This is a genomic window from Streptomyces sp. NPDC058401 (genome assembly GCF_042722885.1).
In the GTDB taxonomy this organism is placed as follows: Bacteria; Actinomycetota; Actinomycetes; order Streptomycetales; family Streptomycetaceae; genus Streptomyces.
On record NZ_JBHXKA010000001.1, the window covers coordinates 89314 to 106451 of the forward strand.

The 17138-nt window shown below is 72.2% G+C and carries 12 protein-coding genes and 1 riboswitch; of the genes, 9 read left to right on the forward strand and 3 right to left on the reverse strand.

The window, feature by feature from the left end; genetic code table 11:
• Positions 1-13: 13 nt before the first annotated feature.
• A complete protein-coding gene (locus ACFWNV_RS00315) occupies positions 14-1138 on the forward strand; it encodes a CobW family GTP-binding protein (protein WP_383938057.1) in 1125 nt (374 codons plus the stop codon).
• A gap of 18 nt (positions 1139-1156) precedes the next feature.
• Here ACFWNV_RS00315 and ACFWNV_RS00320 read toward each other — a convergent pair whose 3' ends face one another.
• Complete coding sequence (locus tag ACFWNV_RS00320) at positions 1157-3151, reverse strand: restriction endonuclease (protein ID WP_383938394.1); 1995 nt, start codon at positions 3149-3151, stop codon at positions 1157-1159.
• A gap of 180 nt (positions 3152-3331) precedes the next feature.
• Positions 3332-5788 carry a DNA topoisomerase (ATP-hydrolyzing) subunit A gene (locus ACFWNV_RS00325; RefSeq protein ID WP_383938060.1) on the reverse strand — a complete coding sequence of 819 codons (2457 nt, stop codon included), beginning with the start codon at positions 5786-5788 and terminating at the stop codon, positions 3332-3334.
• Positions 5789-6041: 253 nt separating this feature from the next.
• Here ACFWNV_RS00325 and ACFWNV_RS00330 point away from each other — a divergent pair, with 253 nt between their 5' ends.
• The 4 genes from ACFWNV_RS00330 to ACFWNV_RS00345 all read left to right on the forward strand — a co-directional run bounded on the left by ACFWNV_RS00330 (position 6042) and on the right by ACFWNV_RS00345 (position 10878).
• A complete protein-coding gene (locus ACFWNV_RS00330) occupies positions 6042-7400 on the forward strand; it encodes a M16 family metallopeptidase (RefSeq protein ID WP_383938063.1) in 1359 nt (452 codons plus the stop codon).
• A gap of 44 nt (positions 7401-7444) precedes the next feature.
• Positions 7445-8812 carry a M16 family metallopeptidase gene (locus ACFWNV_RS00335; RefSeq protein ID WP_383938397.1) on the forward strand — a complete coding sequence of 456 codons (1368 nt, stop codon included), beginning with the start codon at positions 7445-7447 and terminating at the stop codon, positions 8810-8812.
• 237 nt (positions 8813-9049) lie between these two features.
• Positions 9050-9209, forward strand: a riboswitch (cyclic di-AMP (ydaO/yuaA leader).
• Positions 9210-9221: 12 nt separating this feature from the next.
• Positions 9222-10028 (forward strand): M23 family metallopeptidase, encoded by an 807-nt coding sequence (locus ACFWNV_RS00340; RefSeq protein WP_383938066.1) that lies wholly within the window; start codon positions 9222-9224, stop codon positions 10026-10028.
• Between the two features lie 184 nt (positions 10029-10212).
• Positions 10213-10878 (forward strand): GntR family transcriptional regulator, encoded by a 666-nt coding sequence (locus ACFWNV_RS00345; RefSeq protein ID WP_383938069.1) that lies wholly within the window; start codon positions 10213-10215, stop codon positions 10876-10878.
• 261 nt (positions 10879-11139) lie between these two features.
• On the opposite strand, the gene ACFWNV_RS00350 is transcribed toward ACFWNV_RS00345, so the two are convergent.
• Positions 11140-11421 carry an HPr family phosphocarrier protein gene (locus ACFWNV_RS00350; RefSeq protein ID WP_383938072.1) on the reverse strand — a complete coding sequence of 94 codons (282 nt, stop codon included), beginning with the start codon at positions 11419-11421 and terminating at the stop codon, positions 11140-11142.
• 184 nt (positions 11422-11605) lie between these two features.
• On the opposite strand from ACFWNV_RS00350, the gene ACFWNV_RS00355 reads away from it, so the two are divergent.
• Genes ACFWNV_RS00355 through ACFWNV_RS00370 form a run of 4 tightly spaced genes read left to right on the forward strand, consistent with a single transcriptional unit; the run spans position 11606 to position 17089 of the window.
• Positions 11606-14521, forward strand: a complete 2916-nt coding sequence (locus ACFWNV_RS00355; protein WP_383938075.1) for a GNAT family N-acetyltransferase — start codon at positions 11606-11608, stop codon at positions 14519-14521.
• Positions 14522-14569: 48 nt separating this feature from the next.
• Positions 14570-15178 (forward strand): DUF5998 family protein, encoded by a 609-nt coding sequence (locus ACFWNV_RS00360; RefSeq protein ID WP_383938079.1) that lies wholly within the window; start codon positions 14570-14572, stop codon positions 15176-15178.
• Positions 15178-16386, forward strand: a complete 1209-nt coding sequence (locus tag ACFWNV_RS00365) for an alkaline phosphatase family protein (protein ID WP_383938082.1) — start codon at positions 15178-15180, stop codon at positions 16384-16386. The genes ACFWNV_RS00360 and ACFWNV_RS00365 overlap by 1 nt, the downstream gene beginning before the upstream one ends.
• Before the next feature lie 52 nt (positions 16387-16438).
• Positions 16439-17089, forward strand: a complete 651-nt coding sequence (locus ACFWNV_RS00370) for a thymidine kinase (RefSeq protein ID WP_383938085.1) — start codon at positions 16439-16441, stop codon at positions 17087-17089.
• Positions 17090-17138: the final 49 nt, after the last annotated feature.

Consider the following 17138-nt stretch of genomic DNA (forward strand, 5'->3'; position numbering starts at 1 on the left):
TACGATCGACCGGGTGAACAGCATCCCCGTCGTCGTCCTCGCCGGTTTCCTCGGATCCGGCAAGACGACCGTCCTCAACCACCTCCTCGGCAACCGGGGCGGCACCCGCATCGGGGTCGTCGTCAACGACTTCGGCTCCATCGAGGTCGACGCGATGTCGGTGGCCGGCCAGGTCGGGGACTCGATGGTCTCCCTCGGCGGCGGCTGCCTGTGCTGCGCCGTGGACGGCAGCGAGCTGGACGCGTACCTGGAGAAGCTCGCCGACCCCGTCCACCGCATCGACGTGATCGTCATCGAGGCCAGCGGGCTGGCGGAGCCGCAGGAGATGGTCCGGATGCTCGTCGCCAACGAGAACCCGGCCGTCCGCTACGGCGGCATGGTGCAGATCGTCGACGCGGCGGAGTTCGACGCGACCCGGGCCAGGCACCCCGAGACCGACCGGCACCTGGCCGTCGCCGACCTGGTGGTCCTCAACAAGACCGACCGGATCGACGCCGCCGAACACCGCCGGATCGAGGGCGCGCTCGCCGGGCTCTGCGCACCGGGCATCCCGGTCGTCGGCGCGGACCACGGGCGGATCGACCCGGAGCTGCTCTTCGACCGCCGCCCGTGGACCGAGACGCGCGGCCAGCTGTCCTTCGAGGACCTGCTGTCCCAGGCCGACGACCACGCGGAGGATCACGCGCAGCACGCCCACGCGGCCTACGCGAGCACCGAGTTCGTCTCCGAGCAGGCCCTCGGCCCGCGCCGGTTCATCGAGTTCCTGGACCGCCGGCCGGCCGGCCTCTACCGGATCAAGGGCTCCGTCCACTTCGGCGTCCCCGGCCACGAGGAACGCTACGAGGTCCACGCGGTCGGCCGCTTCCTCCGCTTCACCCCGCACCCCTGGGGCCGGGGCGAACCGCGCCTGACGCAGCTCGTCCTGATCGGCTCGGGCACCGACGGCCCCGCCCTGCTCCGCGAGCTGGCGGCCTGCCGGGAACCGGAGCCGTGGCACGGGACCCCGGAGAGCATGTGGGGCGTCCTGCGCTACGTGGACCGCCCGGCGGAGACGGCTCCGGAGTCCGGCCTGGACCCGGACACGGACCCGGACACGGATCCGGACCCGGAAGCTCATGCCGATACCGAGGACTTCTAGGAGCCGCCCCGTGCGGAGTCAGGCGACCTCGACGCCGAAGTCGCCGAGCAGGGGCTCCAGCCCGCCCGGGTAGCCCTTGCCACCGATGACGAAGTCCCAGTCGCCACTCGGGCGACGCCGGAAGGAACCGAGAACCAGGGCGGTTTCGCCGGCCCGGCCGTCGGAGACCTCCAACTGGCCGAGCTCCCCGCCCCTGGTGTCCAGCAGCCGGATCCGGGCATCCGTGAAGCCGGCCAGGTCGGCGTCCGGATTGGCTTCCGGGTCGACCGCGGCGACGATGACCAGCCGGTCGGCCTGCTGCGGCAGCTCTTCGAAGGCGACCAGCAGAGCGGCCTTGTCCGGCGCCGAGTGCGCGTGGGTACGTACCGAACCCTCCGGACTGCCGGGGTTGTTGAAGAACACGAAGTGGTCCTCGCTCAGCACCCGGTTGCCTTCGCAGACCAGCGCGCACACGTCCAGCGCGACCGAACCGGCCCAGGACATGCCCAGCACGTTGTACTCGGCGGGGAGGGCCGGCCCGGCCGTTCGCTGCGCGGGCACGGGGGCCGCCGTGGGGCCCCCGCCGAGGCGTCCGCGCAGTCCGTGCTGGTGCAGCAGGTCCACGAGTACGGCCCCGTCGACCAATTCCAGAGGCTTGTCCTCGATGAAGGCGTACGAGGTGGGCCCGAAGCCAGCGGTGGTGACCAGGACACCCTTGTTCGCCCCGCGGTCCTGGACCGTTCCGTACAGGTCCCGCACGGCCGTCGGCGGGACCGTGTTCCGGTAGCGCTTGACCTGCACCACGATCCGGCCGCCCCGGATCGGCGTCGGGTCCAGCGCCTCGACGTCCACGCCGCCGTCACCCGACCGCTGGGTGGTCACCGCCTCCATGCCCATGGCCCGGAACAGTTCGGCCACCAGGTTCTCGAAGACGATCGGGTCCATGGAGAAGAGATCCGGCTCCTCCGCGTGCCCGCCGTGGCTGACCACCGTGCCGACCTCCTCGGGCCGGCGCCCGGGCCGGACCGCGGTCAGCTGGTCGGGTCGCGCCGACAACTGGCCGCGCAAGCCCTCGACCAGGCAGTCCGCCGCACTGACCTGCTCCAGGCGCAGCCCGGAGAAAGCGGAGCGGCCGGCCTGCACGGTGGCGAGTACGAACTGCGCGTCCTGTCCCGTCACCGGATCGTGGGAGTCCACGAGGCCGTTCACCACGACCGAGTCCACCACCGCGAACTCGTCCGCCGCGTACACCTCGCGCACCACCAGCAGCAGGCACTGCGCCAGCACGTCCCGGTACAGCCCCCGGCGTTCTGTGGCCGGGCGGGGCTTCACCTTGTACTGGCCAGTGCTCGGCAGGTACTGGACCGACCTGGCTTCGGGCACGACCGCGTAGCTGGGCAGCTCCCAGTCCAGCACCAGCTGGCGCGCGGCCCTGTCGTACGCGGCCGCCACCTGCCTCGGCAGGGCCTCGGGCCAGGCGGTGGAGGCGAAGAGGGCGGCCGAGAAGTACTCCACCACAGCCTCCGGGTCTCCGGCCCGCAGTTGCCGACTCAGCTCGTCGAGCCCGCGGTTGTGCGCCCGGATCCCGGCGATCTGGTCCGCCGCCCATACGTCGTACTGCTGCTGGCACGCCGCCAGTTGCTGCTGCCGCTGTGCTTCCGCGGAGTGCGCGGCCTGCCAGGCCCGGGTGTACCGGGCGTGCGCGTCCCGCTCCGCCTGCGCCCGCTGGCCCGAGCCGAGAGTCCACCCGGCGCTCTGCTGCTCGAACTGGTCGATGCGCGGCATCGGTACAGGGTGCGCGAGATGGCCGGGATCGAACGGCTCCGGCCGCTCCGGTCGGATCAGGGTGGACATCCGGAACGCCGGCGTTCGGCACCCCGCGACCAGCAGGCCCCGGAGGGCGTCGACTTCGGCGTCGAGCTGTGCGGACCGCCGACGTGCCTCGCCCTCGTGATGCTGCCGTTCGGTCGCCTGCTCCCGCCGGTTGCCCAGCACGGCGGGTCCGGGTGCGGGGGGTCCGGGCTCGTACTGCATCTGCTGCGTTCGGCGCTGGGCCTCAGCCCAGTCCCTGATCGATCCGCCCGACCGAAGACTCGTCACTTCTCTGTCTCCCCGCCCCACCCACCAGTGCCAAGAGGGAAAACACTAGTCGCCATTCGGGTGGTACGTCCGCTCCGTCGTCACGGCAGTACCACCCGAATGACCTGCAACCTCCTACAGCACGGCCCCCGCCAGCGCCCCGACCACGGCCGGCAGCGCCGTGCCCGAGCCGTCCCGGCGCGGGTCGACGGCCGGCAGCAGGGCCGGGGTGCCGTTCGCCGCGGCCGCGCGGACCGGGGATGCGCCCGCCCAGGCCAGGAGCAGGATGTCCTCGCCCTTCAGGAACCGCTGGCAGCGCACGCCGCCGGTGGCCCGGCCCTTGCGCGGATACTGGTCGAACGGGGTCAGCTTCCCGGACTGCATCGAATCGTCCAGCGTCCCGTGCGAGCCCGCCACCGTGAACACCACGGCCTCGCGCGCCGGGTCCACCGCCGAGAAGTGGATCACCTTGGCGCCGTCCGCGAGCTTGATGCCCGCCATGCCGCCCGCGGGGCGGCCCTGCGGGCGGACCTGGCCCGCCGGGTAGCGCAGGAGCTGGGCGTCGTCGGTGATGAAGACCAGGTCCTCCTCGCCCGTGCGCAGCTCGACCGCCCCGATGATCCGGTCACCGTCCTTGAGGGTGATGACCTCCAGCTCGTCCTTGTTGGCCGGATAGTCCGGCACGACCCGCTTGACCACGCCCTGTTCGGTACCGAGCGCCAGCCCCTGCCCCGACTCGTCCAGCGAGGTCAGGCAGACGACCTTCTCGTCGCCCTCCAGTCCGGAGAGGAACTCCGAGACCGGGGCGCCGCCCGCCAGGTTCGGCGCGGCGTGGGTGTCGGGCAGCTGCGGCAGGTCGATCACCGACAGCCGCAGGAGCCGGCCGTACGAGGTGACCACGCCGATCTCGGCCCGCGCGGTCGCCGCGACCTGCGAGACGATCAGGTCGTGCTTGGCGCGCGCTCCGCCCTCCTCCTCGGCAAGCGGCTCGGCGTTCGGCGTGCGGGCGAGCAGCCCGGTGGAGGACAGCAGCACCCGGCAGGGGGTGTCCTCGACCTCCAGGGGGACCGCCGCGACGGCCGTTCCCGCCGACTCCAGCAGCACCGTACGGCGCTCCGTGCCGAACTTCTTCGACACCGCGGCCAGTTCCGCCGAGACCAGCTTGCGCAGCTCGCTGTCGGAATCCAGGATCCCGGTCAGCTCGTCGATCTCGCCGGCGAGGCGGTCGCGCTCGGACTCCAGCTCGATCCGGTCGAAGCGGGTGAGGCGGCGCAGCGGGGTGTCCAGGATGTACTGGGTCTGGATCTCGCTCAGGGAGAAGCGCTCCATCAGGCGCTCCTTGGCCTGCGCGGAGTTGTCGCTGTCCCGGATGATCCGGATGACCTCGTCGATGTCGAGCAGGGCCACCAGCAGGCCCTCGACCAGGTGCAGGCGGCCCTGCCGCTTGCCGCGGCGGAACTCGCTGCGCCGGCGCACGACCTCGAAGCGGTGGTCGAGGTAGACCTCCAGCAGCTCCTTGAGGCCCAGCGTCAGCGGCTGCCCGTCGACCAGCGCGACGTTGTTGATGCCGAAGGTCTCCTCCATCGGCGTCAGCTTGTACAGCTGCTCCAGCACGGCCTCGGGGTGGAAGCCGTTCTTGATCTCGATGACCAGGCGCAGGCCGTGCGAGCGGTCGGTGAGGTCCTTGACGTCCGCGATGCCCTGGAGCTTCTTCGAGCCGACCAGGTCCTTGATCTTCGCGATGACCTTCTCGGGGCCGACCGTGAAGGGCAGTTCGGTGACGACCAGCCCCTTGCGGCGCGGGGTCACGTCCTCCAGGGCCACCGTGGCACGGATCTTGAAGGTGCCGCGGCCGTTCTCGTAGGCGTCCTTGATGCCCGAGAGGCCCACGATCCGGCCGCCGGTGGGCAGGTCGGGACCCGGTACGAAGCGCATCAGCGCTTCCAGGTCCGCCTCCGGGTAGCGGATCAGGTGGCGGGCGGCCGCGATGACCTCGCCGAGGTTGTGCGGGGCCATGTTGGTGGCCATGCCCACCGCGATCCCGGACGCGCCGTTGACCAGCAGGTTCGGGTAGGCGGCGGGAAGGACGACCGGCTCGCGCTCCTGGCCGTCGTAGTTCGCGGCGAAGTCGACGGTGTCCTCGTCGATCCCGTCCGTCATCAGCGAGGCGGCGTCGGCCATCTTCGACTCGGTGTACCGCATCGCGGCGGGCGGGTCGTCGTTGCCGAGCGAGCCGAAGTTGCCGTGGCCGTCGACCAGCGGGAGCCGCATGGAGAAGGGCTGCGCCATGCGCACGAGGGCGTCGTAGATCGACGCGTCGCCGTGCGGGTGCAGCTTGCCCATGACCTCGCCGACGACCCGGGCGCACTTCACGTAGCCGCGGTCGGGGCGCAGGCCCATCTCGTTCATCTGGTAGACGATGCGCCGGTGCACCGGCTTCATGCCGTCGCGGGCGTCGGGCAGGGCGCGGGAGTAGATCACCGAGTACGCGTACTCGAGGAAGGAGCCCTGCATTTCGTCGACGACGTCGATGTCGAGGATCTTCTCCTCGAAATCCTCCGGCGGCGGGGTCTTCGTGCTGCGGCGGGCCATCGCTGCGCGGCTCCTTAACCAAGAATCGGGATGAGCTGAGCTCTCACGGGGTGGGGCGGGTACGGGACTGGGGCGGGGCGGGTACGGGCGGACGAGCGGTTTCGGACAGGGGTGACGCGGACCATTGTGGCCCGAGGCACCGACAACGCCGACTCCGACCCAGGACTGGGCCGGGAACTTCTCCGCCTGCCGACACGCTTGCATACAGTGGCAGGTCTGACAGGAATCTCTGCATCGCGATCGAAGGGACCACATGCCCATGGGTCACACGGCCACAGCTCACGCCGGCTCCGGCGGCCTCACAGCGACCGAGCACCGGCTGGCCAACGGCCTGCGCGTGGTGCTGTCCGAGGACCACCTGACCCCGGTCGCCGCGGTCTGCCTCTGGTACGACGTCGGCTCGCGCCACGAAGTCAAGGGACGTACGGGCCTGGCTCACCTCTTCGAGCACCTGATGTTCCAGGGCTCGAAGAACGTCTCCGGCAACGGCCACTTCGAACTGGTCCAGGGAGCCGGCGGTTCCCTCAACGGAACCACCAGCTTCGAGCGGACCAACTACTTCGAGACGATGCCGACCCACCAGCTGGAGCTCGCGCTGTGGCTGGAGGCGGACCGGATGGGCTCGCTGCTGGCCGCCCTGGACGACGAGTCCATGGAGAACCAGCGCGACGTCGTCAAGAACGAGCGCCGCCAGCGGTACGACAACGTCCCGTACGGCACGGCCTTCGAGAAGCTGACGGCCCTGGCCTACCCGGAGGGCCACCCGTACCACCACACCCCGATCGGCTCCATGGCCGATCTGGACGCCGCGTCCCTGGAGGACGCGCGCGCGTTCTTCCGTACGTACTACGCGCCCAACAACGCGGTGCTCTCGGTCGTCGGCGACATCGACCCCGAGAAGACGCTCGCCTGGGTCGAGAAGTACTTCGGCACGATCCCCGGGCACGACGGCAAGCAGCCGCCGCGCGACGGCTCGCTGCCCGAGATCATGGGCGGGCAGCTGCGCGAGGAGATCGTCGAGGAGGTACCGGCCCGTGCGCTGATGGCGGCCTACCGGCTCCCGCACGACGGCACCCGCGAGTGCGACGCCGCCGACGTGGCGCTGACCGTCCTGGGCAGCGGCGAGTCCTCCCGGCTCCACAACCGCCTGGTGCGCCGCGACCAGAGCGCCGTCGCGGCCGGTTTCGGCATGCTGCGCCTCGCCGGCGCGCCCTCGCTGGGCTGGCTGGACGTCAAGACCTCCAGCGGGGTCGAGGTGCCCGCCATCGAGGCGGCCGTCGACGAGGAGCTCGCGCGGTTCGCCGCCGAGGGCCCGACGGCCGAGGAGATGGAGCGCGCGCAGGCCCAGCTGGAGCGAGAGTGGCTGGACCGGCTGAGCACGGTGGCCGGCCGCGCCGACGAACTGTGCCGCTTCGCGGTGCTGTTCGGCGACCCGCAGCTCGCGCTGACCGCCGTCCAGCGCGTCCTCGACATCACCGCCGAGGAGGTGCAGGCCGTGGCCGCGGCCCGACTGCGCCCGGACAACCGTGCGGTGCTCGTCTACGAGCCGATCGCCGCGGATGACATCGAAGAGACCGACGCGAGCGACCAGAACGAGGGGGCGGAGCAGTGAGCGACACCGCAGCCGACACCGCAGCCGACACCGCAGCCGTCACGATGACCTTCCACCCGCGCCCCGAGGCCGGCGAACCGCAGCCGTGGGCCTTCCCGGCCCCCGAGCGCGGGGTCCTGGCCAACGGCCTGACCCTGCTGCGCTGCCAGCGTCCGGGCCAGCAGGTGGTCGCGGTCGAGATCAACCTCGCCGCCCCGCTCGACGCGGAGCCCGAGGGCCTCGACGGGGTGGCCACGATCATGGTGCGCGCCCTGTCCGAGGGCACCGACAAGCGTTCCGCCGAGGAGTTCGCCGCCGAGCTGGAGCGCTGCGGCGCCACCCTCGACGCGCACGCCGACCACCCGGGCCTGCGGGTCTCCCTGGAGGTTCCGGCCTCCCGCCTGCACAAGGCGCTGGGGCTGGTCGCCGAGGCCCTGCGCGCGCCGGCCTTCGCCGACGCCGAGGTCGACCGCCTGGTGCGCAACCGGCTCGACGAGATCCCGCACGAGAGCGCCAACCCGCAGCGCCGCGCCGCGAAGCAGCTCTCGAAGGAGCTCTTCCCGGCGTCGCTGCGGATGTCGCGCCCGCGCCAGGGCACCGAGGAGACGGTCGCCCGCATCGACTCCGCGGCCGTACGCGCCTTCTACGAGGCCCACGTGCGCCCCGCGACCGCCACCGCGGTGGTCGTGGGCGACCTGACCGGCATCGACCTGGACGCCGTCCTGGCCGACACCCTGGGCGCGTGGACCGGTGACACCACCGCCCCGCGCGCGGTTGCGCCGATCACCGCCGACGACACGGGCCGCGTGGTCATCGTGGACCGCCCCGGCGCGGTCCAGACGCAGCTGCTGATCGGCCGCATCGGGGCCGACCGGCACGACCGGGTCTGGGCGCCCCAGGTGCTCGGCACGTACTGCCTGGGCGGCACGCTCACCTCCCGGCTGGACAAGGTGCTGCGCGAGGAGAAGGGGTACACGTACGGCGTGCGCGCCTTCGGCCAGGTGCTGCGCTCCACCGCCGACGGCAAGGGCGCCTCGATGCTCGCCATCAGCGGCTCGGTGGACACCCCGAACACCGGCCCGGCCCTGGACGACCTCTGGACGGTGCTGCGCACCCTCGCGGAGGGCGGTCTGACCGACGCCGAACGGGACGTGGCCGTGCAGAACTTGGTGGGGGTGGCCCCGCTGAAGTTCGAGACGGCGGCCTCCGTGGCGGGCACGCTCGCCGACCAGGTCGAGCAGGAGCTGCCGGACGACTACCAGGCGCAGTTGTACGCGCGGCTCGCCGAAACCGGCACGGTGGAGGCCACTTCGGCGGTCGTGAGCGCCTTCCCGGTGGACCGTCTGGTCACGGTCCTGGTGGGCGACGCCTCGCAGATCGAGGAGCCCGTACGGGCGCTCGGCATCGGCGAAGTGACCGTGGTCACCAACTGATCGTCAGTTGATCTCCGGCTGATGTCCGGCGGGCCGTCAACTGGCCCGCCGCTCAAGGGGCTCCGGCGGCTTGTCCGCCGGGGCCCCTTTTGTCCTTATTTTCCCTTTAGTGGTGTGGTTGCTTGTATGCGGTGTGGCGTACGCAACAAAAGGGCGCGTCTGTTTGGCGATTGACTGATGATCCGCCTAGCGTCGGCCGTGCTGTTCGTCAGTTGTAACCGCCGCACCCGCGGCACCGGACAGCGATCGCCGAGTCCCCGTCAGGCGCGAGCCTGGGGAGCCGGGGACCCACTTGTGTCCCTGGGGTGAATCGGACCGCCTCGCAAGAGGGGGCCCGTAGGAGACCTTCCTGCTCCGAACCCGTCAGCTAACCCGGTAGGCGAGAGGGAAGGAAAGGATCAACCTCTTCATGGCGTTTGGCAGTCGTGCAGCCGGTTCCGGTTCCGGCAAGCACCGTGGTTCGAGCCGTCTCAGCCGCAGGACCGCCGGCTACGCCGGCATAGCCGCCCTCGCCACCACTGGTGTCGTCGGCTCCCTCGCCGGTCCCGCGTTCGCCGCGGACCACTCGCCCTCCATCGAGGACACCGGCACCCTCAACACCATCGTGGTGGCCGACGAGCTCGCCGGTGACGTCGAGGCCCAGGCCCAGTCCCAGCAGCGGGCCGCCGAGGCCGCCGCCGCCAAGGCGCAGGCCGAGGCCGACGCCAAGCAGCGCGCCGCCGAGGCCAAGGCGAAGGCCGAAGCCCAGGCGAAGGCCGAGCGCGAGGCCGCCGAGCGCGCCGCCCGCGAAGAGGAGCGCAAGCGCCTCAACACCTTCGTCTCGCCGATCGACGGCTCCTACGTCAGCACGCAGTACCACGCGGGCGGCGGCATGTGGTCCTCCGGCAGCCACACCGGCATCGACTTCCACGCCTCCTCCGGCACCTCCGTGCACGCGGTCGGCCTGGGTACCGTGGTCGAGGCGGGCTGGGGCGGCGCGTACGGCAACAACGTCGTCATCAAGCACGCCGACGGCACGTACACCCAGTACGGGCACATGTCCTCGCTGAACGTCTCCGTCGGCCAGCAGGTCACCCCGGGCCAGCAGATCGGCCTGTCGGGCTCCACCGGCAACTCCAGCGGTCCGCACCTGCACTTCGAGGCCCGCACCGGCGCCGACTACGGTTCGGACATCAACCCGCTCACGTACCTGCGCTCGCACGGCGTCAGCGTCTGACCCGCTCGCCACGCACCACACGTCTTCCGCGAAGGCCCCGGCTCTCTGAGAGCCGGGGCTTTTGTCGTGCTCCGTGCCCCGCGTTGTGTGAATGTTTCGTATTTCAGGCCGTCCTCGGAAATTATCGTGTGTTGCAATAGAGTCGCAACGCGCACAGCCATACGAAAAAGGCGGAGGTCCGGTCTTGCGTATTCCCGCGCACACGGTATGCACAGCGATCCGCGACGACATCGTCTCCGGGGTGTTCGGGCCCGGCGCCCGGCTGACCGAGGAAGTGCTGGCCCGCCGGTACGGGGTCTCGCGCGTCCCCGTGCGCGAGGCGCTGCGCACGCTGGAGTCCGAGGGGTTCGTGACCACCCGCCGGCACGCGGGCGCCTGCGTGGCCGAGCCGACCGCGCAGGAGGCGGCCGACCTCCTGGAGCTGCGGATGCTCCTGGAGCCCCTCGCGGCCGCCCGGGCGGCCCGGCGGCGCAGCGAGGCCCACCTGAAGGTGCTGCGCGGCCTGGTCAGGCTGGGGCAGGAGCGGGCCAGGAGGGGGCAGGGGGAGGATCTGCGCTCCCTGGGCGGCTGGTTCCACGAGACGCTCTCCCAGGCCTCTGGCAGCCCCGGGCTCATCGCACTGCTCACCCAGATGCGTCACAAGGTGGCCTGGATGTACGTGGTGGAGGCCCCGGTGCGGCCCGTGGAGTCCTGGGCGGAGCACGGCGCGATCGTGGACGCGGTGGCCCGGGGCGACGCCGAGCGGGCCCGGGCGCTGACCGCGGTGCACGTGGACCGGGCGGCGGGGGCGCACCGGCTGCGCGTGAGGACTTTGCAACCTGCCGTAAACACGGCAAGCGTTCCGCATTAACAAACGGCGTATACAAAGGGGGGATATCCGGGCCGGGTAATCGGGCCCGCGCGCCCGGGTGTCCCGTACGGCTTTTATGGCCGGAATTCCTGCCGCCGGAATGGAGTGCGCAGGAATGGATGCGGGTATTCCGTCCGGCCCCGGCCGGGGCCCCGAAAGCAGCGAAGCCGTTGCCCTCGACCGTCGTGGTGGTCGGGGGCAACGGCTTCGCCGTGCAAGTCCTGCGGATCCTGCGAGTCCTGCGGGTCGAACCCGAAGGGGTCAGACGGTCTCGGGGAGCTCCTCGAGGCCCTCGGCGACCAGCTTCGCGAGGCGGTCCAGTGCGGCCTCGGCGCCATCGGCGTCGGACGAGAGGACGATCTCCTCGCCGCCCTGGGCGCCCAGGCCCAGAACCGCCAGCATGGAGGCGGCGTTGACGGGGTCGCCGCCGGCCTTCGCGATGGTCACCGGGACGCCGGAAGCGGTCGTCGCGCGGACGAAGATCGAGGCGGGACGAGCGTGCAGGCCCTCGGCCCAGCCGACGTTGACGCGGCGCTCTGCCATGGTGATGCCCTTCAGGTTCTTACGGTTGTCTAGACCAGTCTCTCACGACGTCCGGAATGGTCGAACCGACCTTCGGCCCGACTTTCCCGCCGTTCGACCTACCCCAGCTTGCCCTGATTCGAGTCAGCTTGCCCGATGCGCCGCGCCCAGGCCACTCGACGCGTTCGCGCCTTAAGGTGACCCCATGACGACCGAGTCCGACCCCTCGTACCCGGACCACTGGGAAGCCGACGTCGTCCTTCGGGACGGCGGGACCGCCCGGATCCGGCCCATCACCACCGAAGACGCGGGCCGGCTGGTCAGCTTCTACGAGCAGGTCTCGGACGAGTCCAAGTACTACCGGTTCTTCGCCCCCTACCCCCGGCTCTCCGACCGCGACGTGCACCGCTTCACGCACCACGACTACGTGGACCGGGTCGGCCTCGCCGCGACGATCGGCGGCGAGTTCATCGCCACCGTCCGCTACGACCGGATCGACGCCGACGGCCGCTCGGCCACCGGACCCTCCGACGAGGCCGAGGTCGCCTTCCTCGTCCAGGACGCCCACCAGGGGCGCGGAGTCGCCTCCGCCCTGCTCGAACACATCGGCGCGGTCGCCCGCGAACGCGGGATCCGCCGCTTCGCGGCCGAGGTGCTGCCCGCCAACGGCAAGATGATCAAGGTGTTCACCGACGCCGGCTACCAGCAGAAGCGCAGCTTCGAAGACGGCTCCGTCCACCTCACCCTCGACCTCGAACCGACCGCCGAGTCCCTCGCCGTCCAGCGCGCCCGCGAGCAGCGCGCCGAGGCCCGCTCCGTCCAGCGGCTGCTGTCCCCCGGATCGGTGGCGGTGATCGGAGTCAGCCGCTCCCTCGCGGGCGTGGGTGCGGCGGCCCTGCGCAACCTGCGCGACAGCGGCTTCCACGGCCACCTCTACGCCGTCAACGAGGCGGTCACCCGCGATCTGCTCGACGGCGTACGGGCCTACCCCACGCTCGGCGCCGTCGGCGCCCCGGTCGACCTCGCCGTCATCGCGGTCCCGGCGGACCGGGTCCCGGACGCGGTCGCGGCCTGCGGAGAACACGGGGTGCAGGGCCTGGTCGTCCTGTCCGCCGGATACGGGGAGAGCGGGGCCGAGGGCATGGCCCGCCAGCGCGAACTGGTGCGGCAGGTGCGCTCCTACGGGATGCGGCTGATCGGACCGAACGCCTTCGGGGTGATCAACACGGCCCCCGAGGTGGAGCTGAACGCCTCCCTGGCCCCCGCTCCGGCCCCCGCGCGGGGACGGGTAGGCCTCTTCACCCAGTCCGGGGCGATCGGCATCGCACTGCTCTCCGGGCTGCTGCGGCGCGGGGAGGGACTGTCCTCCTTCGTCTCCGCCGGGAACCGGGCCGACGTCTCCGGCAACGACATCCTCCAGTACTGGTACGACGACGAGGCCACCGACGTCGCACTCATGTACCTGGAGACCCTGGGCAACCCGAGGAAGTTCACCCGGCTCGCCCGGCGCACCGCGGCCGTCAAGCCGGTGGTCGTCGCCAGGGGCGGCCGGCACACCCCCGCCGGACACGTGGTCCCCGGCACCCGGCTGCCCGAGGCGACCGTCTCGGAGCTGCTGCGGCAGGCGGGCGTCATCCGGGTCGACACGGTGACCGAGCTGGTGGACGTGGGCCTGCTGCTGGCCTCGCAGCCCGTACCGGCCGGGCCGCGGGTGGCCATCCTCGGCAACTCCGAATCGCTCGGCGTGCTCACCTACGACGCCTGCCTGACGGAAGGGCTGCGGCCGCTGCCGCCGCTCGACCTGACCACGGCCGCCTCGCCGGAGGACTTCCGTACGGCCGTCTGCGCCGCGCTGGCCTCGCCGGACACCGACGCCGTCGTCGTCACCGCGATCCCCTGGGTGAGCGAGCACGCGCTCGCCGACGATCTGGCCGAGGCCCTGCGGGCGGCCGCCGCCGCGCACCCCGGCAAGCCGGTCGCCGTGGTCCACGTGGAACTGGGAGCCCTCGCGGAGGCGCTCTCGGCGGCCACGGCGCCGACCGCCGCGACGCAGTTCGCGAACGCCCTGCCCGCGACGCTGCCGACGCCCGCGACGGCCCTGGCGGCCCTGGCCGGGGCCGATGCCGGGCGCGGCGCCGACGCCCCGCCCGCCTCCGTGCCCGTCACCGCGCCCGCGGCCCCGGCCGCGCCCTTCCGGCCGGAGCCGGCGTCCGACGCTGCGGGGAACACGGCCGTGCCCGCTCCCGGAACCGCCCGGATCCCCAGCTACCCCGCCGCCGAGCGGGCCGTCAAGGCCGTCGCCGAAGCCGTCCGCTACGGGCAGTGGCGCCGGGGCATCGCCGAGGTCGGGCAGGTGCCCGAGTTCGAGGACATCGACGAGAGCGGCGCCGCCGGGCAGCTCTCCCGCCTGCTGGCCGGGGTGGGGGAGGAGCAGGTGGCCACCCTGGACGACCCCGATGCCCGCGAGCTGCTCGCCCGCTACGGGATCCGGGTGCTCTCCACGCTCCCGGCCCCGAGCCCCGACGCCGCGGTCCGGGCCGCCCAGGTCCTCGGCTACCCCGTCGCACTGAAGACCACCGCCCCGCACCTGCGCCACCGCGCCGACCTCGGCGGAGTCCGCCTCGACCTCACCACCGAGGCCGAGCTGCGCCGCTCGTACGAGGAGCTCACCCACGCGCTGGGCAAACCGCAGGAGCTGCTCCCCGTGGTCCAGTCGATGGTCCCCCGGGGCGTCGACACCGTCATCCGCTCCGTCATCGACCCCGCCGCCGGAGCCGTCCTGTCCTTCGGACTCGCCGGGGTCGCCTCCGAACTCCTCGGCGACACCGCCCACCGGCTGGTTCCCGCCACGGACAAGGACGCGGCGAGCCTGATCCGCTCCATCCGCACGGCCCCGCTGCTCTTCGGCTGGCGCGGCAGCGACCCCGTGGACACCCCCGCCCTGGAGGAACTGCTCCTGCGCCTCTCCCGCCTCGTCGACGACCACCCCGAGGTAGTCGGGGTAGCGCTGGAGCCCGTCGTCGTGGCCGCCGAGGGACTGTCCGTGCTCAGCGCCACGGTCCGCGTCGCCCATCCGCCCGCCCGCGGCGACCTCGGCCCGCGGACCCTGCCCAGCTACTGAGGTCCGACGGGCCCGAGGGCGGCCGGGGTGCCCCGTACGGGCCTTAGGATGGACCTCATGGCGAAATCCGGTACGACGACCCAGGGGCTGCGCACGGCGATCGAGCGCAGCGGCTACTACCCGGCCCTCGTGGCCGAGGCCGTGGAGGCCGCGGTGGGCGGCGAGCCGATTTCGTCGTACCTGGTCCACCAGGAGACGACCTTCGACTCCAACGAGGTGCGCCGGCACGTCACCGTGCTGGTCCTGACCGGCAACCGCTTCATCGTCAGCCACACCGACGAGCAGGCCGCCGACGCCGGTTCCCCGTCGCCGTACGCGACCACCTCCACCGAGTCGGTCAAGCTGGCCAGCATCTCCTCCGTGGTGCTCAGCCGCGTCGTCGCCAACCCGGAGTCCTACACCCCGGGCACCCTGCCCCGCGAGGTCGTCCTGACCATCGGCTGGGGCGCGGTCTCGCGCATCGACCTGGAGCCCGCCGCCTGCGGCGACGCCAACTGCGACGCCGACCACGGCTACACCGGCAACTCCACCGCCGACGACCTCAGCCTGCGCGTCAGCGAGGCCGGCGACGGCCCCGAGGCGGTCCGCCAGACCCTGGTCTTCGCGCAGGCACTCAGCGAAGCGACCGCGGCCACCTCCGCCACCCCCGCCCGCTGATGGCGTCGTACTCCGCCGCGCAGAGCTGGCAGGACGAGCCCGAGCTGCTGGACCTGGCCGGGGCCCCGGTGCCGCACTACGGCACCGGCTCGCTCGCCGACCTGCTGCCCACCCTCGTGGCCGGCCAGGGCGTACCCGGCTTCGAGGCCTCGATCGCCGAGCTGAGCCCGGCCGACCGGAACTGCGTGTTCCTCGTCGACGGCATGGGCTGGGAGCAGATCAAGGCCCACCCGGACGAGGCCCCGTACCTCACCTCCCTGCTCTCCAGCTCGCGCGGCGGCACCGGCCGTCCGATCACCGCGGGCTTCCCGGCGACCACCGCCACCTCGCTGGCCTCCGTCGGCACCGGCCTGCCGCCCGCGCGGCACGGCCTGCCCGGCTACACCGTGCGCAATCCCGCCACCGGCGAACTGATGAACCAGCTCCGCTGGCATCCGTGGACATCGCCCAAGCCCTGGCAGCCGTACCCGACCGTCTTCCAGCAGGCGGACGCGGCCGGGGTGGCCACGGCGCAGGTGTCCTCGCCCGCCTTCCAGACCACCCCGCTCACGAAGGTCGCGCTGAGCGGCGGCACCTTCCTCGGCCGGATGACCGGCGAGGAGCGCATGGACCTCGCGGCCGAGCGGCTCGCGGCCGGCGACCGCTCGCTCGTGTACACGTACTACAGCGAGCTCGACGGGGCCGGCCACCGGCACGGGGTCGACTCCGACGCCTGGCGCGGCCAGCTCATGTACGTGGACCGCCTCGTCCAGCGCCTGGCCGAGCAGCTGCCGCCGCGCACCGCGCTGTACGTGACCGCCGACCACGGCATGGTGGACGTCCCCTTCGACGAGGACTCCCGCATCGACTACGACGACGACTGGGAACTCGGCGCGGGCGTGGCCCTGCTGGGCGGCGAGGGCCGGGCCCGGCACGTGTACGCCGTACCGGGCGCCGAGGCCGACGTCCTGACCGTCTGGCGCGAGGTGCTCGGCGACCGCTTCTGGGTGGCGAGCCGCGCGGAAGCCCTGGAGCTGGGCTGGTTCGGAGCACCGGGCGAATGCGACGAGCGGGTCCTCGGCCGCATCGGCGACGTCATCGCCGCCGCCCAGGCCGACGTGGCGATCACCGCCTCGCGCGCCGAGCCCAACGAGTCGGCCCTCGCGGGCATGCACGGCTCGATGACCCCGGCCGAGCAGCTCGTCCCGCTGCTCGAAATCCGCACCTGAGGCTCCCGCCGCCCCCCTCCCGCCCCTTCCCTCGAAAGGCCCTGTACTCCCCATGCCCGAGCTGGTGTTCTTCTCCGGAACGATGGACTGCGGAAAGAGCACGCTGGCGCTCCAGATCGCCCACAACCGTGACGCGCGGGGCCTGCAGGGCGTGATCTTCACCCGTGACGACCGCGCGGGCGAGGGCAAGCTCTCGTCCCGTCTCGGCCTGGTGACGGAGGCGGTGGAGGCGCCGGAGGGCATGGACCTGTACGCGTACCTGGTGGCCCAGCTCTCGGCGGGCGGCAGGGTGGACTACGTGATCGTGGACGAGGCCCAGTTCCTGGCCCCCGACCAGATCGACCAGCTGGCGCGCATCGTGGACGACCTCGGTCTGGACGTCTTCGCCTTCGGCATCACCACGGACTTCCGCACCAAGCTCTTCCCCGGCTCCCAGCGCCTGATCGAGCTCGCGGACCGCCTGGAGCAGCTCCAGGTCGAGGCCCTGTGCTGGTGCGGCGCCCGCGCCACGCACAACGCCCGCACGGTGGACGGCGAGATGGTGGTCGAAGGCGCCCAGGTGGTCGTCGGCGACGTGAACCGCCCGGCCGGGGAGATCGGCTACGAGGTCCTCTGCCGCCGCCACCACCTGCGCCGCATGACCAGCGCCGCGGCCCGCGCCGGCGCCCTCTCCCCGGACGTCCTCCCCGTCAACCACGCCTGAGAGACTGCGGTTCCGTCCCCAGGTCCTCCCAGCCCGGTACGCAGGGCGC